Source organism: Bradyrhizobium sp. ERR14 (assembly GCF_014198235.1).
In the GTDB taxonomy this organism is placed as follows: Bacteria; Pseudomonadota; Alphaproteobacteria; order Rhizobiales; family Xanthobacteraceae; genus Bradyrhizobium.
Map to the genome: position 1 here is coordinate 274,272 of NZ_JACIHD010000008.1, position 23,516 is coordinate 297,787.

At 63.2% G+C, this 23,516-nt stretch carries 24 protein-coding genes; 5 read left to right on the forward strand and 19 right to left on the reverse strand.

Annotated features, from left to right (window positions below; all coding sequences use genetic code 11):
- Window positions 1-4: 4 nt before the first annotated feature.
- The 8 genes from GGD62_RS23565 to GGD62_RS23600 form a co-directional block, all read right to left on the reverse strand.
- A complete protein-coding gene (locus tag GGD62_RS23565; protein ID WP_018316105.1) occupies window positions 5-2,947 on the reverse strand; it encodes a formate dehydrogenase subunit alpha in 2,943 nt (980 codons plus the stop codon).
- A gap of 14 nt (window positions 2,948-2,961) precedes the next feature.
- Window positions 2,962-3,171, reverse strand: a complete 210-nt coding sequence (locus tag GGD62_RS23570) for a twin-arginine translocation signal domain-containing protein (protein ID WP_183710432.1) — start codon at window positions 3,169-3,171, stop codon at window positions 2,962-2,964.
- A 29-nt stretch (window positions 3,172-3,200) separates the two neighbouring features.
- Window positions 3,201-3,980: a molecular chaperone TorD family protein gene (locus GGD62_RS23575; protein WP_179731125.1), complete on the reverse strand. Its 780-nt coding sequence runs from the start codon at window positions 3,978-3,980 to the stop codon at window positions 3,201-3,203.
- 137 nt (window positions 3,981-4,117) lie between these two features.
- Window positions 4,118-4,753 (reverse strand): DUF3306 domain-containing protein, encoded by a 636-nt coding sequence (locus GGD62_RS23580; RefSeq protein WP_183710434.1) that lies wholly within the window; start codon window positions 4,751-4,753, stop codon window positions 4,118-4,120.
- Window positions 4,750-5,265, reverse strand: coding sequence for a DUF3305 domain-containing protein (locus GGD62_RS23585; protein WP_018316102.1), 516 nt, complete (start codon window positions 5,263-5,265; stop codon window positions 4,750-4,752). The genes GGD62_RS23580 and GGD62_RS23585 overlap by 4 nt, the downstream gene beginning before the upstream one ends.
- Window positions 5,262-6,269, reverse strand: a complete 1,008-nt coding sequence (locus tag GGD62_RS23590; protein WP_183258844.1) for a DUF6352 family protein — start codon at window positions 6,267-6,269, stop codon at window positions 5,262-5,264. The genes GGD62_RS23585 and GGD62_RS23590 overlap by 4 nt, the downstream gene beginning before the upstream one ends.
- Window positions 6,266-6,805, reverse strand: coding sequence for a DUF6505 family protein (locus tag GGD62_RS23595; RefSeq protein WP_183710437.1), 540 nt, complete (start codon window positions 6,803-6,805; stop codon window positions 6,266-6,268). Before GGD62_RS23595 ends, GGD62_RS23590 begins: the two co-directional genes overlap by 4 nt.
- Entirely contained in the window at window positions 6,802-7,527 is a 726-nt protein-coding gene (locus GGD62_RS23600; RefSeq protein ID WP_312014282.1) for a biotin/lipoate--protein ligase family protein, read from the reverse strand. The genes GGD62_RS23595 and GGD62_RS23600 overlap by 4 nt, the downstream gene beginning before the upstream one ends.
- Window positions 7,528-7,706: 179 nt before the next feature.
- On the opposite strand from GGD62_RS23600, the gene GGD62_RS23605 reads away from it, so the two are divergent.
- Entirely contained in the window at window positions 7,707-9,677 is a 1,971-nt protein-coding gene (locus tag GGD62_RS23605) for a 4Fe-4S binding protein (RefSeq protein ID WP_183710439.1), read from the forward strand.
- Window positions 9,678-9,729: 52 nt separating this feature from the next.
- The gene (locus tag GGD62_RS23610) at window positions 9,730-10,029 is read left to right on the forward strand and encodes a hypothetical protein (RefSeq protein WP_038970411.1); all 300 of its coding nucleotides are present in this window, start codon (window positions 9,730-9,732) and stop codon (window positions 10,027-10,029) included.
- A gap of 7 nt (window positions 10,030-10,036) precedes the next feature.
- Here GGD62_RS23610 and GGD62_RS23615 read toward each other — a convergent pair whose 3' ends face one another.
- A complete protein-coding gene (locus GGD62_RS23615) occupies window positions 10,037-11,326 on the reverse strand; it encodes a c-type cytochrome (RefSeq protein ID WP_183232656.1) in 1,290 nt (429 codons plus the stop codon).
- A 523-nt stretch (window positions 11,327-11,849) separates the two neighbouring features.
- A complete protein-coding gene (locus GGD62_RS23620) occupies window positions 11,850-12,170 on the reverse strand; it encodes a hypothetical protein (protein ID WP_183235987.1) in 321 nt (106 codons plus the stop codon).
- 127 nt (window positions 12,171-12,297) lie between these two features.
- Between GGD62_RS23620 and GGD62_RS41880 the strand changes: the two genes are divergently transcribed.
- Together GGD62_RS41880 and GGD62_RS23630 are read left to right on the forward strand one after the other, a co-directional pair.
- The gene (locus tag GGD62_RS41880) at window positions 12,298-12,591 is read left to right on the forward strand and encodes a dihydroxy-acid dehydratase (RefSeq protein WP_210317909.1); all 294 of its coding nucleotides are present in this window, start codon (window positions 12,298-12,300) and stop codon (window positions 12,589-12,591) included.
- Window positions 12,592-12,824: 233 nt separating this feature from the next.
- Entirely contained in the window at window positions 12,825-13,985 is a 1,161-nt protein-coding gene (locus tag GGD62_RS23630) for an iron-containing alcohol dehydrogenase (RefSeq protein WP_183710534.1), read from the forward strand.
- 92 nt (window positions 13,986-14,077) lie between these two features.
- Here the strand turns inward: GGD62_RS23630 and GGD62_RS23635 are convergent, their stop codons facing one another.
- The 7 genes from GGD62_RS23635 to GGD62_RS23665 form a co-directional block, all read right to left on the reverse strand.
- The gene (locus GGD62_RS23635; RefSeq protein ID WP_183710441.1) at window positions 14,078-14,689 is read right to left on the reverse strand and encodes a TetR/AcrR family transcriptional regulator; all 612 of its coding nucleotides are present in this window, start codon (window positions 14,687-14,689) and stop codon (window positions 14,078-14,080) included.
- Between the two features lie 118 nt (window positions 14,690-14,807).
- Complete coding sequence (locus tag GGD62_RS23640; protein WP_183710443.1) at window positions 14,808-15,812, reverse strand: nitronate monooxygenase family protein; 1,005 nt, start codon at window positions 15,810-15,812, stop codon at window positions 14,808-14,810.
- A gap of 23 nt (window positions 15,813-15,835) precedes the next feature.
- Window positions 15,836-17,023 (reverse strand): acetyl-CoA C-acyltransferase, encoded by a 1,188-nt coding sequence (locus GGD62_RS23645; protein WP_183710444.1) that lies wholly within the window; start codon window positions 17,021-17,023, stop codon window positions 15,836-15,838.
- A 14-nt stretch (window positions 17,024-17,037) separates the two neighbouring features.
- The gene (locus GGD62_RS23650) at window positions 17,038-18,168 is read right to left on the reverse strand and encodes an acyl-CoA dehydrogenase family protein (protein WP_183710445.1); all 1,131 of its coding nucleotides are present in this window, start codon (window positions 18,166-18,168) and stop codon (window positions 17,038-17,040) included.
- Between the two features lie 24 nt (window positions 18,169-18,192).
- Entirely contained in the window at window positions 18,193-19,371 is a 1,179-nt protein-coding gene (locus tag GGD62_RS23655) for an acyl-CoA dehydrogenase family protein (protein WP_183710446.1), read from the reverse strand.
- A gap of 13 nt (window positions 19,372-19,384) precedes the next feature.
- The gene (locus GGD62_RS23660; protein WP_018316088.1) at window positions 19,385-20,122 is read right to left on the reverse strand and encodes an SDR family oxidoreductase; all 738 of its coding nucleotides are present in this window, start codon (window positions 20,120-20,122) and stop codon (window positions 19,385-19,387) included.
- A 42-nt stretch (window positions 20,123-20,164) separates the two neighbouring features.
- Window positions 20,165-20,794 carry a 2-hydroxychromene-2-carboxylate isomerase gene (locus GGD62_RS23665; protein ID WP_183710447.1) on the reverse strand — a complete coding sequence of 210 codons (630 nt, stop codon included), beginning with the start codon at window positions 20,792-20,794 and terminating at the stop codon, window positions 20,165-20,167.
- 236 nt (window positions 20,795-21,030) lie between these two features.
- Between GGD62_RS23665 and GGD62_RS23670 the strand changes: the two genes are divergently transcribed.
- Window positions 21,031-21,543, forward strand: coding sequence for a helix-turn-helix domain-containing protein (locus tag GGD62_RS23670; protein ID WP_183710448.1), 513 nt, complete (start codon window positions 21,031-21,033; stop codon window positions 21,541-21,543).
- A gap of 106 nt (window positions 21,544-21,649) precedes the next feature.
- Here the strand turns inward: GGD62_RS23670 and GGD62_RS40900 are convergent, their stop codons facing one another.
- Window positions 21,650-21,871 (reverse strand): hypothetical protein, encoded by a 222-nt coding sequence (locus tag GGD62_RS40900; RefSeq protein WP_246800257.1) that lies wholly within the window; start codon window positions 21,869-21,871, stop codon window positions 21,650-21,652.
- A gap of 66 nt (window positions 21,872-21,937) precedes the next feature.
- Window positions 21,938-23,452: an AMP-binding protein gene (locus tag GGD62_RS23675; RefSeq protein WP_246800258.1), complete on the reverse strand. Its 1,515-nt coding sequence runs from the start codon at window positions 23,450-23,452 to the stop codon at window positions 21,938-21,940.
- Window positions 23,453-23,516 lie beyond the last annotated feature (64 nt).

The following is a 23,516-nucleotide window of genomic DNA, read 5'->3' on the forward strand; positions in this document are numbered from 1 at the left end:
CTCCTTATGCCGCCGCGATCTGGCAAAGCGTGACCTTGGGCTCCTGCATGCCGGTCGCGGGATCGTATCCGTAGGTGGTGATGGTGTTCGCGCTTTCGCCAAGAACGATCGGATCGGTCCCCTTCGGGTAGGCGCTACGAAGATCCTTGCCTCCCAGCCAGCCGCCGAAATGGAAAGGCATCCAGGCGACGCCCTTGCCGACGCGCTCAGTGACGAGCGCCTTCATCCTCGCCCTGGAATTGTTCTCGGCGCCCGTGACCCAGACCCAGCCGCCATCCTTGACACCGCGATCGGCAGCATCGGCCGGATTGATCTCGATGAACATGTCCTGCTGCAGTTCGGCAAGCCACGGATTGGTCCGCGTCTCCTCGCCACCGCCCTCATACTCGACCAGACGGCCCGAGGAGAGGATGAGCGGGAACTGCTTGGCAATCCCCTTTTCCACGGCAGCCTTCTGCACCGAGAAGCCGATATTGGGCATGCGGAACTGCTTGGCATCGGGCAGCGTCGGATATTTCTCGACGAGGTCGACGCGTGGCGTGTAGATCGGCTCGCGATGGACCGGAATCGGATCAGGCAGGCCGAATGCGTTCATGCGAGCCTTGCCATTGCCATAAGGCACGCAGCCGTGCTTGAGCGCGACCCGCTGGATGCCCCCTGAGAGATCGAGCGACCACGACACCGAATCCGGATTGGTCGGATTGACCTTCATGATCGTGGCCATCTCCGTTTCGGTGAGATCGGTGTCCCAGCCGAGCTTCTTCAGGCTCGCCAGCGTGAATTCGGGATAGCCGTCCTGGATCTCGGAATCCTTGGAATAGGATTTGTCGGCCAGCATGCTGACCTTGCGCGTGGTTCCGTCCGGCAGCTTCTCCTCGCGCTCGATACCGAAGCGTGGTCGGAACGTGCCGCCGCCGTCCATCACCGCGAGATTGGTGTTGTAGAGCAGCGGCGTGCCGGGATGCCTGACTTCCGGCGAGCCCCAGCACGGCCACGGCAGGCCGTAATAATCGCCACCGACTTCGGGATCGTCCTTCGGCGCGCGCATCGTCAGCATGTCGAACTTTGCCTGGTTCTTCATGTGCGCCTTGAGCCGCTCCGGCGACTGGCCGCAATAGCCGGTCGACCAGCTGCCGCGGTTCATCTCGCGCAGCACGTCTTCTGCTTCAGGCAGGTTGTTCTCGACCTTGATCTTCTTGAACATCTGGTCGGCGAAGCCGAGTTTCTTGGCCATGAGATAGATGACCTCGAGATCATCCTTGGATTCGAATATCGGCTTCACGATCTGCTCGCCCCATTGCAGCGAGCGGTTCGAGGCGACGCGAGATCCCTTGCACTCGAATTGCGTGGCCACCGGAAGAATGTAGATGCCGTCCTTGCGGCCAGCCTCCACCGCCAGCGACGCCCAGGTCGTGGGATGCGGGTCGGCAATGACAAGCAGGTCCAGCGCCTTCAGGCCCTTGAGAGACTCCGGAATGCGGGTGATGCTGTTGCTGGCGTGTCCCTGAACGAACACGGCCCGCACGTTGTCCTTCTGAGCGACTTGATCTTTCGGCAGCGTCACCGCCTCGAACCAGCGGGTCAGCGGAATGCCGGGAGTTTCCATGATCTGCTTGGAATCAAAGCGCGACTTCAGGAACTCGTAGTCGACTTCCCAGACCCGCGACCAGTGCTTCCAGGCGCCTTCTGCAAGGCCGTAGTAGAACGGCAGCGTCACGATATCGAGCCCGACATCGGTCGCGCCCTGCACGTTATCGTGGCCGCGGAAGATGTTGGCGCCCATGCCCGGTCCGCCGACATTGCCGGTCATGAGCAGCAGGATGCAGCTCGCCCGCACATTGGCGGTGCCGACGGTCTTCTGGGTCTGGCCCATGGCCCAGATCAGCGTCGACGGCTTCTCGGTGGCGAACATCTTAGCCACCCGCTTGAGCTGTTCGCCGGGAATGCCGGTGACGCGCTCGACCTCCTGCGGATTCCATTTCTCCACTTCCTTGCGGAGATCGTCGAAGCCGTAGACGCGTTGCTTGATGAATTCCTTGTCCTCCCAGCCGTTCTGGAGGATGTGCCACATGATGCCATAGAGCACAGGAATGTCGGTACCCGGACGCATCCGCACGTATTCCGTCGCGTGCGCGGCGGTGCGCGTCATGCGCGGGTCGATGACGATGAAGTTGGCCTTTTGCAGCTCCTTGCCCTCGAGCAAATGCTGCAACGAAACCGGATGCGCCTCGGCCGGATTGCCACCCATGATCATCTGGGTCTTGGCATTGCGAATATCGTTGTAGCTGTTCGTCATCGCGCCGTAGCCCCAGGTGTTGGCGACGCCGGTGACGGTGGTGGAATGGCAGATGCGTGCCTGATGATCGGTGTTGTTGGTGCCCCAGAACGCCCCGAGTTTGCGGAACAGATACGAGCCTTCATTGGTCATCTTGGCCGAGCCGAGCCAATAGACGGAATCCGGCCCCGATTTTTCGCGAACCTCGAAGATCTTGTCGCCGATCTCGTTGATCGCGGTGTCCCAGGAGACGCGCGTCCATTGCCCATTCACGAGCTTCATCGGATAGCGCAGACGCCGCTCGCTGTGCACCAGCTCGCGCACCGAAGCGCCCTTCGCGCAATGAGATCCGCGATTGATGGGGGACTCCCAGCTCGGCTCCTGGCCAATCCAAACCCCGTTCAATACCTCCGCGGTCACGGTGCATCCGACCGAGCAATGCGTGCAGATGCTCTTCTTGACGGCGGCGCCGGCGGTCAGCGGACCCGCCACGGCCGCTTCCGCCTTGCGCACGCCTGAAACCGGCAGGGTGCCGAGGGCTGCGAGCGCGCCACCCGCAAGACCGGACCGGCGCAGGAAGGTACGGCGATCGAGACCGGTAGTCTGGCTTGCAAGGGTGTTCGCGACAGAACCGCGGCGATTGGAATTCTGGTGGGTTCGCTTGATAAGCACGGGCGGCCTCCCTCTCAAGTCGGGTAGCGATTGACGCGGTAATAGGCCTTCACGTGGTCGGTTTCCTTGTAGCGCGCCTTGCGCTTCTCATCGTTGTTCTCGCTGTCCGCTTGCGCGGAGCCGACCAGCGGCGTCGCGAGCGTCGCGCCCGCGCCGACCGTACCGATGCCGACCTTGCGCAAGAAATCGCGGCGTCCGACCTTGGCTTTGGTTTCTTCACTCATCGCATCTCTCCCGGACCGACGCGCGTCGATCAGTTGGCGAATGTGAATGCTTCCGTCTCGATCCCGATGAAGGTGCGACCGAGCGCGCCGACCGCCCGATAGAAACGGGCGTTCCCGGCACTCTCGATGTCGGCGAACAGCCGCGCCATCCAGGGCGACACATGTTTTTCGAAGAAGGCGCGCTGGGCATCGGGCGAGACGCCGAAGCGTCCGTCGGCAAGGCCCGACATGATCTCGCACAGGATGGCGGCGGAATCCTCAGGTTCGGAGTTGTTGGCAACCCGCTCGATGCCGAGCCCCGCCAGGTCCGCACGCAGGCGCGACAATGGCCGTTCGTTGAGGAAGCCAGTGAGGTAATAGGAGGCGTAGGGCAGCAATTCGCCGCGGCCGAGCCCGACGAACAGGTCGAAATATTCGCGCTCGACTTTCGCCGCGACAGCGCTTGAGGCCGCCTCAGCCAGCGCAACATGCGCGCGCCCGAGCGGCGTCGTGTCGCCCGTCAACATGGAAAGCTGGTCGAGCAATCGTCGCGACGGCGGCGCAGACAGCAGCATTGCCAGCAGCGCGTATTCCTGCGCCCGCGCGGCATCGACGGGATCGACGAGCTCTGAGGAAACGGCTTGTTCGCTGTAGAGGTCGGGCCGCAGGTCGTTGCGAGGAACGCCGGTGGCGGTTTCGACCGCAATCACCCGTTGTGCGGGCACGCGCGTCCAGTTCGAGACGGACGGCTGGCTGATGCCGATTTTGCGCGCAAGCTGGGCGATGCCGCCCGCGGCATCGATCGCACGATCAAGCCCGTCATCACGCACGTGGACCTCCCATCCAAGAGTCCCGTCTGCTTGATTTTTGCTTTTCTAACAAAGCACTAGGAAGAAGCGTAATCCCGGTTCCACGAACCGTCAATCGCCCGCCCATAGCCCAAGCCTATAGTCTTTGGTCGTGCTGCTCAGTGCGGCAGTGCACCACCGTGCGTACGCGGCCTGACGGGCTCGGCAAGATCCGCAGGTCTGTCCGCCACCGTCAGTTGCACTGCAGCAGGGATCGCTGGGCATTCCGCCTCGATCGGTGGCTCGACGACGTCGGATACGGCTGTCGAATCGGCTTGATGCAAATGCGCTGAAGAATCCGCAGTTTCAATCGACGCCTCGGGGAGGGATCGGACTGCCTCACGCACCCCGCCGACGATGCGATCGACGAGCGCGGCCAGTTCCTCCGAAGAGCAATCGAGCGGCCCAAAACCCGGCATCGCGGTCGGATCGTTGAAGTCCCACGCATTCTCCGCGAGCCCGATGAAGTCGCGAATGGCGGGATCGGCCGCCCAGGCGCGGCGAAGGGCCGCACGGCTCAACGCCTGCGGAATACCCTTGCGCAGGAACGCGGTGACGTCGGTCGCAGCGTTGATCTCGTCGATCGATGGCAGGCTTGAGAGGTCGAACTCGCTCTCGCCGTCCTTCGCGACGTCCTTTGCACCATCCTTGGCCTCGGGCGGCGGCGCGGGCTGCGCCTCGGCAGGCTTAGCCGGCTCCGGTCGCGACTCGCGCTTGCGGCGGGACCAACGCGCAAGGAACTCTTCCTGGCTCATTCCTGTCCGCCTTCATGTTCGCGCCGGGCGAGCGCCTCGGGGTCAGCCCGGCGCCGCTTGCGCTTGACGAACTCCCGCTCGACATGGTGCTCGACAACGAAGCTTTCAATCACCTCCCGCAGCACCTCCGGCATCGGCACCGCCTCGACGAGATTGTCGGCAGCCTCGGTAAAGCTCTCGCCTTCCGCGGGATCGGCGGTAACGGTCGTGACGACATAGGGCCACACGCCTTCCGAAGGCGACAGCACGGTCCAGATGCTCGGACTGCCGGAGGCGAGATTGTCGCGATAGCGCGCCGTCTCGGACGGATAAAGATCCACGGTCGCGCTTCCGGCATAGAACAGCGTCGTGCAGTCCTGCTCGCGAAGCACGGTCCAGGGTCTCGTGGCGGGCTCGTCCGGCAGGATGGCGACGCCACGCCAGATGAAATCGACCCAAGGAGAGTCGGCCTTGCGCCGCTCCACCACGACACCGACCGGAATCGACAGCAATGGCAGCGCCGCGGGGCTCATGTCACCATCTCCAGACGTTTGACCGGCAAGCCTGTCAGCAGATTCTGGGGCTTCATGCGCAGTTTTTGATCCGCCGACATCGACAGGATCAGGTAGACCGGCTCGTCCTCGACATCGTCGAGCGCGAGCGCTGAATCGACAAAGGTGAGGCGGAACAGCGCGAGCACACGGTCGGCGCTGGGCCCGTCGAGCTCCTCGCCGTGCCAGAGACGATCACCGAGCCTTGTGGCATCGGCATCGAGCCCGACATACCAGGTGAGCTTTGCGTCCTGCAGTGCGCGCAGCGGTTCGATCGTGACGTCCAGACCGAGCAGATGAGAGAGCCAGCGCCTCATCACCTGCGCCAGGGCAGTCGGCCCCATACCGTCGGCCGTGAGGTCGAAGGCCATGTCGAACTGGTCGCTGCGCTGCCAATAGGCAGCAACATTCTCCGCGTTCAAGACATCGACCACCGCATCGGTCGTAGCGCCCAGCATCGACATCAGCGAGAGCACCGGAGTTGGGCTAATTCCGCCGACGATCTCCTCGTCGCCGAGCAGCAGGGCCTGCTCATGCGGCAGAATCCGCTGGGCCCGGAAGAACAGTTCGGCCGCGCGCAGCACGAACGGATCGTCGCAACCGTCGAGCGCATTGCGCAGGATGACGTGCACGAGCTGATTGACGAACAGCGGCGGCAGATCGTTCGCGCCTGCGCGCACCGTCGCAAGATAAGCGGCTTCGAGCGTCGGATGCCGCAACAGGAGATCGCGAAAGGCCAGCACGAACTGCCAGTTCTCCCGGGCGTCGGGGTCGGCAATACCGGCGATTTCGCCGGCGCTGACCGGTTGGCGCGGATCCGAGAGCAACTCCCGGTGCAGTCGGCGTTCGACCTGACACGCATCCTCCGGCGGCATCAGCTCGGGACGGGCAAAATAGGCCTTGAGGAATTCGTCGGTAACGCGGAGCCCACCGCCCTCGTCGCGATCGAGCAGATGATGGCCGCAGGCAATCCAGAAATCGTTCATCTGGCGGTTGGCCTCCGGCCCAGATCCACAAGCTTGAGATTGCCGCCAGGCTCGATGTCGTCCTCCATTTCCATGAACGAGAACGCCTTGCCGTGCCCCTGCCCTTCGCGCAGTTGCAGTCGGCGGAAGGACTCGCGAACCTCGCCGTCGCTTACGGCCCGGTGCACCGCAACAAGGGAGCTGATCGGATGGCTGCAGAGCGACTGCGAAAACGCCACCTCCTCTTCTGCGGCGCTCTTCGCTGTTGCCATATCCGGCGCGCCGAAACGATCGACCAGTTGCCTGGCAAGGAGATCGACCAGGCTGCGGTAATCGTCCCCGGTCGCCGGAACGATCTGCGCCAGCGTCGACCAGCCCCAGGATTGCACCCCTAGGAAACCGCCGCGGAAAGCCGCGCGCGCCTTGCCCTCAAGCTTCGCAGCATCGCAATCCCAAAAGCGGAAAACGCCGGAGACGGCCCATTCGCCCGGCTCCGCCGCCACGTCGAATACGAATGTGTCGGAGGGATCGAGCGCGATGGTACGCAGGAGCTTCACAGCCGCGGCCCCCCGCGTGCCGGATCGAGCCAGGATGGGGTCGCGAGCGCCTGAACGAGGTCGCCACGCTCGATCGCGCCCGCCCCAATCCGGCGCGTCAACAGATCGCCGCGATCGTCGATGCGCCGTACGGTCTGTCGCTCGCGCGGCATGCGGGACAGATATTCGCGCGCGACGCCGTCAAAACCGTCCGCCTGCCAGCCATCGAATGCCAGCATCAGGTGCCGGGCAAAGCTCTCTGTGATCTGCGCCGCGCCGGCCTCACCAAAGCCTTCCAGGTCGAGCGTCGAGGCGAGCGGATGAACACCAGGCTCGTCGTCATTCATGGCAATCGTCCGGATCATCGCGCCGAACACCAGCCACGGCGACGGCTCCTCCTCAACGGCCGCGAGAGGCCACCCCATGCGGCCGCCGCCGACCAGGCCTCCGTCGATCCAGACGGCGTCCGGCCAGCCGATCGCGATCGACTTGCTCGGCGGCGCGTAGGCGCGCAGGGCATCGGTGAGCGCGACCATGCCGGCGTAGAACGCGCGTCGCGCGCTGCGCAGCGGCTCAGCCGGCTCGAGCACCACGGCGAACTCCGCCAGGTCAAAGCGCCCAACGTAGACGAGCGTGCCGGCGCCACTCTCCGGTGCAATGCGGCATGCTTGGGCAAAAGCGTCGCCACTCTCGCGCAACCGCACCAATGTGAACGGCGGCGGCAGATGGATCGGTTCCGCCACGGAAACGTGGCTGACAGGGGTCGACGTCAGGCCGTCCTCCGCTTTCCTTTTCTTCCCGATGAATAATGTCTATACGAGGCGAAGGGTCGGCGCGAGTCCGTCGTCGGCGCCCGAATGGCGGAGGGGTCAACCTGGAACAGCCATCGAAGACCGTCCTGATCTGCTCGTGCGAAGACACGATGCGTCTCGACATGGCCGCGATCCGGCGCGGATGTCCGAACAGCGAGATCAGAGGCTTTCGCCATCTCTGCGGACCCGAACTCGATCATTTCCGCAAGGCAGCCGCGGAGACTGGCCCGCTGACGGTCGCCTGCACGCAGCAGGCCGCGCAGTTTTCGCACGAGGCGGGCGAACGGGCCAAGGCGATCAGCTTTGTCAATATCCGCGAGACGGCCGGCTGGTCACACGAAGGGGCGCGCACCGGCGCGAAAATGGCCGCCCTGTTGGCGGCCGCCTCCATCCCGGCGCCCGACTATCCGCTGGTCACCCTGTCGAGCGACGGCGTGATCCTGATCTATGGGCGCGACGAAGCCGCGATCGAGGCCGGCCGGCTGCTTGCGGATCACCTCGACGTCACGGTCATGCTGAAGCAGATCAGTGACACCGTGCCGCAGGCGGCAACGGTCTTCCCGATCGTGAGGGGCACCATCCGCTCCGCAAAAGGACACTTTGGCGCCTTCGAGCTCACGATCGACGACTATGCCAGGCCCCGCCCCTCCTCGCGCGATCGCTTCATGCTTGACGCTCCCCGAAACGGAGTGACGTCGCACTGCGATATCGTGCTGGACCTTTCGGGCGGAATGCCACTGTTTCCCGCACACGACCTGCGCGATGGGTATCTCCGCGCCGACCCGAACGATCCCGCCGAGGTGCTGCGTGCCGTGCTCGCCGCACGCGATCTCGTCGGCAGCTTCGACAAGCCAAAATATGTCGACGTTACGCCCGGTCTTTGCGCCCATTCGCGCTCGAAGCGCACGGGGTGCCATCGCTGCCTCGATCTCTGCCCGACCGGCGCAATCACGCCCGCCGGCGATCATGTCGCTGTTGACCCGAACATCTGCGCGGGCTGTGGGCAATGCGCCGCCGCCTGCCCGACCGGCGCTGCATCTTACACGTTGCCGCCTGCCGATACGCAGCTTCAACGAATTCGCGCCATGCTGCTCGCCTACCACGAAGCCGGCGGCGCCAACGCGGTGCTGCTGTTCCATGACGGCCCGCACGGCACACCGCTGATCGATGCTCTGGCACGACATGGCGACGGTCTTCCGGCGAACGTGCTTCCCTTTGTCGTCAACGGACTCACGCAGGTCGGGCTGGAAGCGATCGTCGGAGCATTCGCTTATGGCGTAACAGCCGTGCGCTTCCTGCTGCGCGCAAAGCCGCGCCACGATGTGACCGGACTATCGCAGACGATCGGCATTGCCGATGCAATCCTTGGCGGTCTCGGATTTGAGGGCCAGCGCGTCGCCACGATCGAGACCGACGACCCTGACGCGCTCGGCGGCCATCTGACTGGCATCGGCACGCTTGCGGCGGTCGCAACACCGGCGACCTTCAAGACCGTCGGCAAGCGGCGCGACCTCCTGCGCTTCGGCCTCAGCGAGCTGCATCGCCTTGCGCCAAAGCCGGTGGACGTGATTGCGCTGCCGCAGGGCGCACCAGTCGGCGCGATCAGCGTCGACACGGGCGGCTGCACGCTGTGTCTCTCGTGTGTCTCCGCCTGCCCGACCGGCGCGCTGCGCGACGACCCCGAGCGGCCCGTGCTGAAATTCATCGAGGATGCCTGCGTGCAGTGCGGCCTGTGCCAGACCACCTGTCCGGAAAAGGTCATCACGCTCAAGCCGCAGATCGATTTCCGCGCCGCCCGCGCACCCGCCGCGGTCATCAAGGAAGAGGAGCCCGCGCTCTGTGTCCGCTGCGGCGCGGCCTTTGGCGTCAAAAGCACGATCGACCGGATCGCCGCCAAGCTCGAGGGGCGGCACTGGATGTATCCCGCCGGCGACAAACGGATCGAGGCACTCAGGATGTGCGCCGACTGCCGCGTCATCGTCATGAGCGAGCAGCAGTTCAATCCGTTCAAGGGCGTTCCCGAACGCACGCCACCGCGAACCACGGACGACTACCTACGTCAGCGCGAGGGCAAGGACTAGACAAGACCACCAGACATCTACGCAGGGGCAGGAAACCAGGGGGAGCATCACCATGTCTCGTTTGATCACAGCTCTGTCGACGTGCTTGATCTCCATCGCTTTCGCCGGCGCAGCGGCCGAAGCTGCCGCTCCTCCACTGACCAAGGCACAAAAGGTTGCCGTGAAACAGGCGATCGCCGCCTGCAAAGCCGAGGCCAAGGGCAAGAAGATCGCATGGCTGTCGCGTCGCAAATACGTCAATCACTGCGTCGCGGAAGCGCTCAAGGAGCACCCCAGCATCGACGTCATTCAGATCCTCAAGCAACATCCGGAGATGAGGGATCTTCCGATGGACAATTGGGATTCGATCTGAGAGGCAGCTATCGCGATGTCACGCGGCCAAGGAAATCGGTGAGCGCGCGGCGATCCTCGGGCGAGCCGATGCGCTGCTCCGGCATCTTGGTACCGGGGGTGTAGGCGTTCGGTCCAACCTCGAACAGCTTTGCAACCGTCTCCGGCGTCCAGACGATGTCCATCGTCTTCAGGGCATCGGAGAAGCGGTAGCCCGGCAGCGATGCGATCTTACGGCCAAACAATCCGGCAAGGGTCGGGCCTGCGCGCTGGACCTCCTTGTCCGACAGCGTGTGACAGGCAACACACGCCCGGAATACGTCGGCGCCATGATCGCCGGCATAGGCAGCAAGCGGATCGGCCGGTGAGCCCATCAGACTCGAGCCGACGGGATCGCCAGTGCGTGCATTCCACCGCCTGATCTTGCCGTCCGCGCCCCCCGTCATCAGCGTCTCGCGATCCGGAAGGAAGGCAACCGACCACACCGGCAGCCCAGGCCCGACCAGCGTGCGTAGCAGGCTGCGCGACTTGCGATCGATGATCGCCACTGTGCCTCCGATGCTGGCCGCGGCAATCAGCTTGCCGTCGGCCGACATCGCCAAGGCCACCACTGGTGTTGGGCCGGCCGATACCTCGCCGTTGACCTTGCCGTCCATGGTCAGCATCCGCAGCATGCCGTCGACCCCGCCTGTGACGATTTCACCGTCCGGCGCCACGGCCACCACGTTGAGCGGAGCCGGCAACGTCACGACTTCAGGCTGGCCGTCCGACAACCGCCAGATGCGCAACGTAAGGTCATAGCCGGCGCTGACGAGCGACCTCCCGTCCGACGTGAAGGCGACGCCGTTGACGTTCTGCGAATGCCCTTCGAGCACGCGCGACACGCCGTCCGACAGCGACCAGAGCCGCACCGTCCGATCCCATGAAGCCGACGCGAGCAGCGCGCCGTCGGGAGAGACCGCGAGTGCGACGATTGGACCGACGTGTCCCTCGAACACCCGGTCCGGCTGCCGCCTGCCCGCCATCCAGACCGCAATTCGTGCATCGGCACCCGCGGTGACCATGCGGCCGTCGCTCAGAAAGGCGACGGCATTGACTGCATCAGCATGATACCGCAGCACCTCCTCCGCTGTCTCCGCCTTTAGCGACCACCGAATGGCGGCTGAGTCGAAGCTGCCGGACAAGAGTCCGTTCCCATCGGGGGAAATAGCAAGAGCCCGCACGGGGCCGCCGTGTCCCGCCATGTCGGCGTGCACGGATGATACGGCAAAGATGGCCCACAAGGCTGCGGCGCCGCCCGCGCAGAAAGGTAGTTTCATTGACCCTCGCCGCGTCACGTTCACGCTCTCAGATTGCCAGAACAGCGGACGGAGGAGAATATCCGAACCGATCTACTTGGCTGGTGCCGTCGTGCTCTTGGACGATCCGTGAGGCGCGGCCTGCATTCCAGGCGGACTCTGACCTTGGGGACTCTCGGCGGGCGCGCCACCCGAACCTGTATTGATTGGGCCCGTCCAGCCTTGCGGCTGTGGTTGCCCCTTCTCCTCGGGAGGGCTCGGTGGCGCAGATGAGTTGGTTTGCGCGGGTTGGGCGGAGGCGCTCTGGAAGAAGCAGAGTGCTGCGAAGCACAAGATCGTTGTTGGCAATTTCACGTCGGATCCTCCGGTGCGCGTACTCAACCGGGCAACACGGCCTTCCGTTCCGGAGCGTGCATTGCAATAACCCGACTTCGCCCTCCTCCGCTTGAACGCCGGTGGTCCGAAGACTAGTCTCTTGCTGGTCACGTCAAGGACGACTGACATGCAGGGGCCAACGCGGCCATTTCTGCGGATGATGGCGCGGCTACGCGCTCTGCGCGCGCTTGATGGGCCGGAAGATCCCATTTCCCGGGAAGCCTCGCCCTTCCTGATCCTCGTTGCCATCGTGCTTGCGCTTCTTCTTGCGATATTGGAAGTCGACCTGAATAGCGCGGCGCTTCGGTCCGTAGGCTTGTTGGGCGATGGATTTTCCATCGATCCCATCTTCAAGAGCCCATAAGATCGCTTGTGCCTTGGTGCGATCAACGAGTTTGCTCGCGGCAAGCCGTGTCGTATAAACACCTTGACGTTTCGATCGAAGGAGGCTGCGGATGAAGGCTTTTCTTCTTGGCTGCGTCGCGGCCATCGTGATCGCGATTGCGGGAGTGGTGGTCTTGAATCGGGTCCAGGAGCCCGTCGCCCAAGCGTTTGCTACGACCGGGGTGCGTCTCTGAGACACTCAAATCTCGCAGAGCGTTAGGCCCCGTCGGCCGGTGCCATTCTCCACGCTTCCGCGTGCGAAAGACCTCACGATCGTCTTAGCTTTCGAGACCGTCGGGGCATCCTGTATCGGCAAGATGACACGCGAGGAGTTCGAGAGCATCGAGCAACATTCGTGCGCAGGCCTTGGCGATTGCGGAGCAAGGTATACCGCAAACGCCGAAAACCATCGCAGCGTTCGGCGTCAGCTTTTTTCGACCAGCCCTACCCGTTTTGGCCTTTCGGTGCACACGAAAACTGGAGTGCACATGCGTAGTGGCTTCACTCAATTGGCATCAGGAAACTGACGCGTCCGAGTCCGCTGCAAGAGACATGATGTGGCTGAGACTTTTCGACGGGGCAAGGGCGGCGAAGGATGATGGAGCGCGAAGCCGGCAAGTCCTCGCCAGTGCTTCGCGTGGAACCTGGCGAAGGCAGTCTAACCCCGAGGTGGTGCGATATTTTTGAACCACTATTGCATGATACTCATAATATAAAAGACTATGTCGGCTTCGACCGCAGTTCCGATGGGAGGATAAAAATGCGCAGCACTGGAGCACACAATTTTCCGGCAATTGATCGCGTGATCTATGGCAGACCGGCGGCTGAGGCCATCAACGAAGAAGCGGAACGACTGAAGGCAACGCGCGTCTTCCTTATCGTCAGCCGCACCTTGAACACCAAGACCGACGAGATTGAGAAAATCCGGCATACGCTCGGCGACAAACATGCTGCGACCTTCGACGGAATCGCGCAGCACACCACGCGCAAGCAAGCCGCCGAAGTTGCCCTCCACGCCAAGGAAGCCCACGCTGATCTCGTCGTGGCCGTCGGCGGCGGTTCTGCCGTTGATCTCGCCAAGATCGTCATCATGGCGATGGAGCACGATATCCGCGATGAAGCGGGCTTCGATCCGTTCCCCATGGGACCGGGCGTGAGCCATTCCCCGTTCCGCGCGCCTGCAGTCCGGCAGATCGCCGTGCCATCAACGCTGAATGGCGGCGAATACAATGCCGCAGCGCTTGTCACCGATGAGCGCAACAAGCTGAAGCAAATATTCTTTCACCCCCACATGATGCCGGTGGCAGTCATCCTCGACCCTGCCCTCACACTTCACACGCCTTCGAATCTCTGGATGGGATCGGGCACTCGCTCCATGGATCACGGCATCGAAGCATTGTGCTCGCCAGCTGGCACTCCCCTTGCTGACGAAGTGGTTCTGGCGGGTATCCGCGAGCTGCGCGAGGGAATGCTCCGGACCCTGCAGCAACCCGACGATTTCGAGGCGCGCCGCTTGTGTCAATACGGCTCATGGCTTGCGTCCTTTGGACTGCAGGCACGCGTTCCCATGGGCGCAAGTCACGGCATCGGCCACGTGCTTGGCGGGACCTTCGGGGTACCTCACCACTATTGCACGCCCGTCATCATGCCGAGCCTTCTTCGCTATAACAAGCCGTTCACCGATGACGCGCAGAAGCGTTTGGCGGCAGCTTTGGGTGCTCCCGGTGGGGACGCGGCAGACGCCTTTGCGGAGTTCGTCAGGCAACTTGGACTACCGGGCCGCCTCGCCGAGGTCGGCATCGGCGAAGACAAGTTCGGCAAGATCAGCGAAATCGCGATCAACCATCGCTTCGTCAAAGCCAATCCGCGCCCCTTCAACGATCAAGCCGAAATCGTCGATCTGCTGCGAATGGCTGCGTAGCCGCCACGGCTGCGGCCGATGGTGGAGGCACGGTCGTTTGCCTCCGCCATCGGCCTGCACCGCCCTGAAGCCAACATCGGTTAAGACAGGTCTCAATTGTCGGCCGAATGCGCTCTCTCGCAGTCGCACGCAACGGAATTGCCCAAAGCCTGCCGTCCGGCCTCCAGCAGGAGGTCGGACAAACGCTTGTCGTCGACCGCACGCGCCAGCACGACCGAACCGACCATGGTCGCAATTGCGCCGGCGGCCGTCTGTCTCACATCCGATGACGGCCTCCCCGAGGTCAACCGCGCGATGATATCGATCATCTTGCCGAGCCCCCTTTCAAGGGTGCGCCGCGCCTCCGGACCCGACCGCCCGATATCGGCCGCCAAGGCCGGCAGCGCGCAGCCCCGCCCCGGATCGTCACGGTGGCGGGGGCTCAGGTAAGACTCGACAAGTGCGTCGAATCCCTTCCCGGCGGGCAGCCCCTGCGTGAGACTGAGCCGATGCACGATCGTTCGATCCATGGCCAGGGCGAGCCCTTCGACGACCAACGCATCGCGCGATTTGAAGTAGGCGTAGAAGCTGCCATGCGTCAGATTGGCGAGCTTCATCAGGTCGGCCACACTCAAGCCATCGGCCCCGGCCTGGCGCAGACCGCGGGAAGCGCTTTCGACGATGCGTCTGCGGGTGTGCTGCCCATGGTCCTTTGCGTAACGCATCGCCTGCTCCGGGATGGCCCAAGATATTCGCTGATGACGGTCCCATCACGGCCGGAGCTTCCAGCCCGCGCAGAGACGACGAAATGTCGTCTGCAGCGCGGATCGCCAAGCCGTGGCTTCACGCGACCTTGAGCGTGGCCCCGCTGTCGGCGTCAAGGAATCCCGTCAGCCTGCCCCTGATCAATCGCTCGGCGTCCGCCATGATGCGGTCGATCAGCTCCTTCACGGTCGGAATATCGCGAATGAGTCCGACGACCATACCGCAGCTCCAGGCGCCCGCGTCCATGTCGCCGTCGATCATCACCCTGGGATAGACGCCTGCCACCTGATCATGGATGTCGTCGATCTTGAGGCTCTTGCCCTTCTCGCGCTCGATTTCGAGCAGATTCTCGACGCCCCTGTTGTTCAGGACTCGCTCCGTGTTGCGGAGCGCGCGCATGACGAGCCTGGTGTCGAGCTCGGACGCTGCGACCAGCGCCTTCTTGACGTTCTCGTGCACCGGCGCTTCCTTGGTGGCGATGAACCGCGTACCCATGTTCATTCCCGCGGCTCCCATCGCCAGCGCCGCAACCAGGCTGCGCGCGTCGGCCATACCGCCGGAGGCCACGAACGGGATCTTCAATTCTTCGGCCGCACGTGGCAGCAGGATCATGTTCGGCATGTCATCTTCGCCCGGATGACCGCCGCACTCGAAGCCGTCGACGCTGACGGCATCGCAGCCGATCTGTTCGGCCTTCAGCGAATGCCGGACGGAGGTGCATTTGTGGATCACCTTGATGCCGCCCGCCTTCAGGGCCGGCATGTACTGTTCAGGGCTGCGCCCGGCGGTCTCGACGATCCTGACGCCGCCCTCCCTGATGGCAGCGATGTACTCCGGATAAGGCGGCGCGCTGAAGGTCGGCAGGAACGTCAGGTTCACGCCGAACGGTTTATCCGTCATGTCCCGGCAGCGCGCGATCTCCTTGGCAAGCAGCTCCGGCGTCCGCTGGGTGAGGCCCGTGATCAAGCCGAGCCCGCCGGCGTTGGATACCGCGGCCGCCATTTCCGCGAAGCCGACATAGTGCATTCCGCCCTGGATGATCGGATGTTCGATACCGAACAGTTCAGTGATCGCTGTCTTCACGAATGATCTCCCCGCGTTTCCGCTCAGTGGATGATTTCAAACAAGCCCGCGGCGCCCATGCCGCCACCGATGCACATGGTCACCACGCCGTATTTCGCCTTGCGCCGCCGTCCCTCGATCAGGAGATGGCCGGTGAGCCGCGAGCCGGTCATGCCGTAGGGGTGGCCGATCGCGATCGAGCCGCCATTGACGTTGAGCTTGTCCGGATCGATGCCGAGCTTGTCGCGGCAATAGATTACCTGCACCGCATACGCCTCGTTGAGCTCCCAGAGATCGATGTCGTCGATCCTCAAACCATGGCGCTTGAGCAGGCGCGGGATCGCAGCGACCGGGCCGACACCCATCTCGTCCGGCTCGACCCCGGCGGCAACGAAGCCGCGGAAGATGCCGAGCGGCTTCAGCCCCTTGCTGGCTGCAAACTTGCCGCTCGTGATCACACAGGCCGAAGCACCGTCCGAGAGCTGGCTGGCATTGCCCGCGCTGATGGTCTTGCCCTCGAACACCGGCTTGATCTTGGCAAGGCCCTCGGCCGTGGTTTCCGGACGCGGACCCTCGTCCTTCGTGAGCGTCACCTGTTCGTAGGTGACCTCCTTGGTTTCCTTGTTGACGAGCGCCATCCTGGTCGTGAACGGCACGATCTCGTCGTTGAAGCGGCCGGCCTGCAGAGCGGCGCCGACGCGGCGCTGGCATTCGAGACTGTATTCGTCCTGCTTGTCGCGGCCGATCCTGTACCGCTCGGCGACGACCTCCGCCGTATCGAGCATCGACATGTACATTTCGGGCTTCATCGCCATCAGCTCGTCGTCGACGGCGTGAAACTTGTTCATGTGCTCGTTCTGCACGAGGCTGATCGACTCGATCCCGCCGCCGATGGCGACTTCGACCCCATCAAGCATCACCGAGCGCGCGGCAACGGCGATGGCCTGCAGGCCGGACGCGCATTGCCGGTCGATCGTGGTGCCGGCCACCGTCACGGGCAGGCCAGCGCGGATCGCGCCCTTGCGCGCCACATTCATCACCATGGTGCCTTGCTGCATCGCGCAGCCCATCACCACGTCTTCGACCTCGCCCGGCGCAATGCCGGCGCGCTTCACGGCTTCGGCCATCACATGCCCGGCCATGGTCGGGCCGTCCGTGTTGTTGAGCGCGCCACGATAGGCCTTGCCGACGGCCGTCCGGGCGGTGGAAACGATGACTGCTTCAGTCGTCATGCTGGCCTCTTCTTTTACGCGGCCGCATCCAGCTGCGCGTAGCGCAGGACGTGGAATGCGGGATCGCCGAACTGGATGTTGATGGAGGAGATTCGCTTGAAATAGTGTCCGACGTTCAGCTCGTCGGTCATTCCCATGCCGCCGTGAAGCTGCACCGCCTGGTCGGCTACGAACTTTCCGGCATAGCCAATCTTCGACTTGGCCCCGGAGGCGAGCCGCGACAGGCCTGAATCACGGGCGTTGAGGCTGAGATTGAGATGCTGCATCAGGGAGAGCGCCTCCTGATGGGCAATGAACATGTCGACCATGCGATGCTGCAACACCTGGAAGGAGCCGATGGTGGTGCCGAACTGCTTGCGGGTCTTCGAATAGTCCAACGTTGCGGCATTCAGCTCGCCGATCGCGCCGACGACCTCGGCGCAGAGCGCGCCGATCGCGCGGTCACGACAGGTTTCCAGCGCGGCAACGCCCTCGCCTTCTGCTCCCAGCAATTGACCGCGGACCTCGCGCAAACTGATCTCGGCGGCGCGGCGTCCGTCGATCGTCTTGAAGCTCTGGAGATTGACGCCCCCGGCATGGCGGTCGACCACGAACAGGCTGACGCCGCCGCGGTCGCGATTATCGCCGGCGGTCCGCGCCGAGACGATCAGATGATCCGCCCACGGCGCTGCCATCACCATGGTCTTCTCGCCGCTCAGAACGTAGTCGCCTCCCTCACGCCGCGCCTTGGTCGCGACATTGGCGAAATCAAACCGGGAGGCTCTCTCGGTCCAGGCCAGCGACCAGATCCTGGAGCCGTCGATGATGCCTGGAATGAAACCCTGCTTCTGCTCGGACGTACCAAGCTGCTCGATCAGGCCACCGGCAAGCACCACCGTTTCGACGAAAGGCTCGACGACGAGGTGACGGCCGAACTCCTGCATGACGATCATGGTCGACAACGGACCGCCGCCGAGGCCGCCGGCGTCCTCGGAAAACGGCGCAGCGAGCAGGCCGAGCTCGGCGAAGACCTTCCACCGCGTCCGGCTGAACCCCTCCTCGCTCGCCACGATCTTGCGCCGCGCCTCGAAATCATACTGGTCGCGCAAAAGGCGCTGAACGCTGGATCGCAGTAATTCCTGCTCTTCCGTGAACTGAATATCCATCCGATCCTCCCGATCCGCCGTGGCTTAGAGCCCGAGCACGGCTTTGGCGATGATGTTTCGCTGGATCTCGTTGGACCCGCCGTAGATGCTGAGCTTGCGCGCGTTCAGATATTTCTCGGACGCGGTGTGGCCGTAGTCCGGGCCCGGCATGAAGCGGTTGGAGCTGATCGGATGCTCGCGGATCGCAAGACCATAATTGCCGATGGCGCGGTGCGTGAGCTCGGTGATGTCCTGGAAGATCTCGGTGCCGCGGATCTTGAACAGCGACGCCGCCGGACCGGGATCGATGCCACGCGCCATCTGGGCGACGACGCGCAGTTCGGTCGCCTCCAGCGCCAGCACGTCCAGCTCGACGCGGGCGATGTCGCGTAGAAATTCCAGATGCGCCGGATCGTCGGCCGGTATCTCGGCCTTCACGATCTGCTTCAGCTTCCGGAGATAACGGGTGGACCGGCCGATGCCCGCCATGCTGGTGCGCTCGTTGCCGAGCAGAAATTTGGCGTACGTCCAGCCCTTGTTCTCCTCGCCGACCAGGTTCTCGACGGGCACACGGACGTTTTCGAGAAAGACGTCATTGACCTCGTGACTGCCGTCGATCGTGATGATCGGCCGCACGGTGACGCCGGGCGACTTCATGTCGATCAGCAGGAAGGAGATTCCGGATTGCGGCTTCACATTCGGATCGGTTCGCACCAGGCAGAAGATCCAGTCGGCGTGCTGTGCCAGCGTGGTCCAGGTCTTGTGCCCGTTGACGACGTAGTGGTCCCCCTCGCGCACCGCCTTGGTTCTGACGGTTGCGAGATCGGAGCCGGAGCCCGGCTCGGAATAGCCCTGGCACCACCAATCCTCGCCGGACAGAATTCGCGGCAGAAACTTCTTCTGCGCCTCGTTGCCGAACGTGTAGATCACCGGCCCGACCATGGTCACGCTGAAGGCAAGCGGCGGCAGCGTTCCCGCCCGGGAGGTTTCCTGCTCAAAGATGAACCGCTGTGTGACCGTCCAGCCCGGCCCGCCATACTCCTTGGGCCACAGCGGCGCGATCCAGCCCTTCTTGTGGAGGATCCGGTGCCAGAGCAGTGACTGCTCCTTGGTCAGGTCGGTCTCCGGATTGGGAACGCGCATCTCCGCCGGATAATTGTCCGCGATGAAGGCGCGCACTTCATCGCGGAAATCCGCGTCCTCGGCAGACAGCGCAAGCTCCATCGTAAGGGCCTCCTTACCACTTCTCGCCGAAGGGGCGGATTTCCAGCTCGAACGTCCACGCGCTCTTCGGCTGCTGATAAAGCTGCCAATAGGACGCAGCGACGGACGACGGCGGCATCAAGAGATCGGGATCGTCGAGCGCATTCGGACCGAGCGCCTCGAGCCGGCGCTGCCGCACCCATTCCGTATCGACGCCGGAATCGATGATGAGATGCGCGACGTGAATGTTCTTGGGGCCGAGCTCGCGCGCCATCGCCTGAGCCACCGCCCGCAGGCCGAACTTCGCGCTGGCAAAGGCGGCATAGCCGCTGCCGCCGCGGAGAGACGCTGTCGCGCCGGTGAAGAAGATGTTGCCGCCGCCGCGAGGCAGCATGAGCCGCGCGGCTTCGCGGCCAGCGAGAAAGCCGGAATAGCAGGCCATCTCCCAGACCTTGCGGAACACGCGCTCGGTCGTATCGAGGATCGGAAAGTTGACGTTGGCGCCGATGTTGAAGATGCAGACCTCCAGCGGCGCGTGCTGGTCGGCATCAGCGAGGAAGGAGATAACCTCCTCCTCCTTGCGGGCATCCAGCGAGCGCGCGTGGATTTCGCCTCCGGTGGCCTCGATCTCCTTGACGAGCGGCTCGAGCTTGGCGCCGTTCCGGCGCCCGGCAAACACCGTGAAGCCCTCAGAGGCGAACTTCTTGGCGATCTCGCCGCCGATATAGTCGCCGGCACCGATCACTGCGACAGTTGCGTTTCTCTTTTGCACGGATCGTCTCCCGGTTGAATTGAACTTCGTAAACTCGTAGCTCTACGCCGTCCTGGCGACCGGCCTGGTTTGCTCGAGGATGGACTCCTCGACGTCTCGAAGCTGGTCCTTGCCGAAGAACATCTCCTTGCCGACGAAGAAGGTAGGTGAGCCGAACGCGCCTCGGCTGACGGCATCGTTGGTCAGATCAATCAACCTCTTCTTGACGTCGTCCTGTTGGGCGCGAGCGATCAATCTGTCGATATCGAACCCCGAAGCGATGAACGCATTCCGGAAGATTTCGAGGTCGTCCATCTTCTTCGGCTCCTCCCACATATGGTGATAGGCCGCGCGAAAATAGGACTCGAACACGCCCTCGAACTGGGCCGCCACGGCGCCCCGCATCAGCATCAGCGTGTTGACGGGAAAGAAGGGATTCTGGCGGAATTTCGTGACGTTGTGGCGGCGGATAAACCGCTGGGTCTCGAGCGCCTGATATTGCGGCTTGTTCTTGATCCCACGAAGCGAGTCGAACGGCGACATGTTGCCCGTTGCCTTGTAGATGCCGCCGAGCAAGACCGGAACATACTCGAATTTCGCACCGGTGCGCTGCTCGATGCCCGGAATCGCCACCTCTGCCAGATAAGCGTTCGGACTACCGAAATCGAACTGGAATTCAATCTTCAAGGTCATCTCGGCTCCTCCCGCGGAACATGTGCTTGCCCTGGCGATCCCGTCGCCGGCCTGACTTTCCTCAAACATACAGTTCTAAAATAGAACTGTCAAACGCTCCCGCAATCTGCTGCTTTCGTCTTGGCTGGCAGGGTATTGTTTGGAGTTTAGTACCTATCTAGAATGGCAAATCCCGCGCCGGCCTCCGCAACGATTCGAGACGAGGTCCGTGCCGCGGCGGCGATTGGAGTGTGTGGATGAAGTGGAAGGAACTCGAGGAAGAGCCGTGCTCGATGGCCCGAACTATCGGCGTGATCGGCGATCGCTGGACTCTTCTGATCCTGCGCGAGTGCTTTCTGCGCACACGCCGCTTCGAGGGATTTCAGTCGGCACTCGGAATCACCCGGCATTTGCTTGCCGAACGTCTGAAGAAGTTGGTTCGGCAGGGCATCCTGCGCCGCATTCCCTACCAGGAATCCCCCAAGCGGCACGAATATATCCTGACCCAGAAGGGGCTCGATCTGTATCCGATCATGATGGCAATCGTGCATTGGGGCGATACTCACATGGTCGACGAGCGCGGCCGCCCCCTCCTGCACCAGCATCGCAAGTGCGGAAAAGATTTTGATCCGGTCATGGTGTGCTCCGAGTGCGGCGAGCCGCTGTCGGCCAAGGAGGTTCATACTCATCCCGGGCCGGGTGCTCGCAGCGCCCCGGCGGCAGTGGCGCCGACGACCTCGAAAACAAAGCCGCGCTCGCGGGCCGCCTGAGGCCTGCACCGAAGCCGTTCCGCGGCAAACAATCCCGCAGAAGGTACCGGCAGACGCGATCTGGCGGCCAGGAGTCCGTAACGTCCGCACAGCGACAAGCTCGCTCTTAGACCCGGATCACGTCGGCGCCAGCCTCAAGTGTGTAGAGACGCTCAACCTGCTCGGATCGAACTTTCAGCACAGCGCGTTGGTTGACATAGGCCTTGTCGGTGATCTCTCCTGCCGCCATTGATGGCGGATCTTTCAGCAGAACGAAGGAGCAGATCCGTTCGCTGCTTCCGACAGTCTCGTTGTAGTCCCGAAAGCGATCCTGCAGGAATCCGACCACGGCGGGATCCGAGGTCAAATCCGCACCCGGAGTTTTCGAGATTCGCGCGGCCTCCGTGGGGTTCAACTAGCAGAGCAGCGCGCACGCCTCACGATTTTCACCCGCGACCACCATGTCGAGCAAGACACCGCGCGTTGCGGCCAGGATTGCCGCGCGCATATTGCCGATCGAGACCCAGGTCCCATTCGCAAGCTTGAAGTTCTCGGAAATTCGTCCGGTAAAGCGTAGCCCGAGCTCAGGCTTCTGCGGATCCAGAAACGAGACAGTATCGCCGATGCGATAGAAGCCTTCCTCGTCGGAGGCCATTTCCGTCAAATCCGGCCGCCCGAGATAACCCGGCGTGACGTTGGGTCCCTTGACCCTGACCTCGTAAGTATCCGAGACCGGAATGAGCTTGAGCCGCAGTCCCGGCGCGGGAAGACCGATCTCGCCGGGCCGATCTGTCGCCCAATGGGTCGTACTGATGGTCGGGGCGGTTTCGGTCGTACCGTAACCCGACATGACCGGAATTCGCCGGCCGGTCACCGAGAGTGTCAAGCGATAGAGCTTCTCCAGCGTGTCCTTTGAAATTGCAGCGCCGGCATAGCTCATTCGGTCCATCCGCTTGAATACACTGGCGCCCAGATTGGGATCCTTCTCGACCGCGTCACACAGGAGGTTATAACCGGCAGGCACGTTGAACATGGCGGTCGGCGACACTTCCTTGAGATTGGCGACCGTCTTGTGAAAGAGCTGCGGCAGCGGACGGCCGTCGTCGATATAGAGCGTACCGCCGTTCTTGAGGATGCCGTGAAGAATGACGTTGCTGCCCATCGTGTGGTGCCAAGGCAGCCACTCCACTTGGACTGGCGCAGCCGGAGGAGACACGAGCTGGCTGCCCATTTGCAGGGAGCTTGCCATCATGCGATGGGTGTTGAGCACACCTTTCGGAAAGCCTGTCGAACCCGACGTGAAGAGTATCTTGGCGACAGCGTCGCACGAGACCGCATGAGATGCCCCGGCAAATCCGTCGCACGCGGTTTTGGCTGTCAGGGTGCGGAACGGTACCGTGTCCGGCGCGCCATCGACACTGATCCAGGTCGCCGCCGCCAATTCCGGAATAGTGCGGCCTGCGGAAAACTCACGTCCGCTTTGGACGAAGACGAAGCTCGGGCGCAGCACTTCGGCGATGTCCTTGAGACGAGCAAGTCCACCGGGCATCAGCGTGTAGTTTGGCGATATCGACGCCAGGATAACCCCGATTGACATCGCCGCAAACGAAACCACGGCGTTCTCGATCGAGTTTCCGGAGAGGATGGCCAGCTTGTCCGCTGGCTTTGCGCCCAGATCGAGCAAACTTTGGCCCACCGCCTGGACCTGAGACCATGCCTCGCCGTAGGTGATCTCGTCCCACCCGCCTTTCGCATTGCGCTGCGCGAGGAATATCCGGTCCGGCGTGGCGCTCGCCCAACTCGGCAAGAAGTCCGTGATGCGCCAGTCACACGGCTTCCACTCGAGGGGCGAACTCAATATAAGCGCGCCATCTGGTCGGCGCTCGATTGAAACCTCGCGCGGCGCAAACGTCAGTGCCTTCGTCGACATCGAATTGATCTCCTGAAGTACCCGGGATGGCGATCGCACCCGTTGCGCTCAAGTCGCGCAGGAC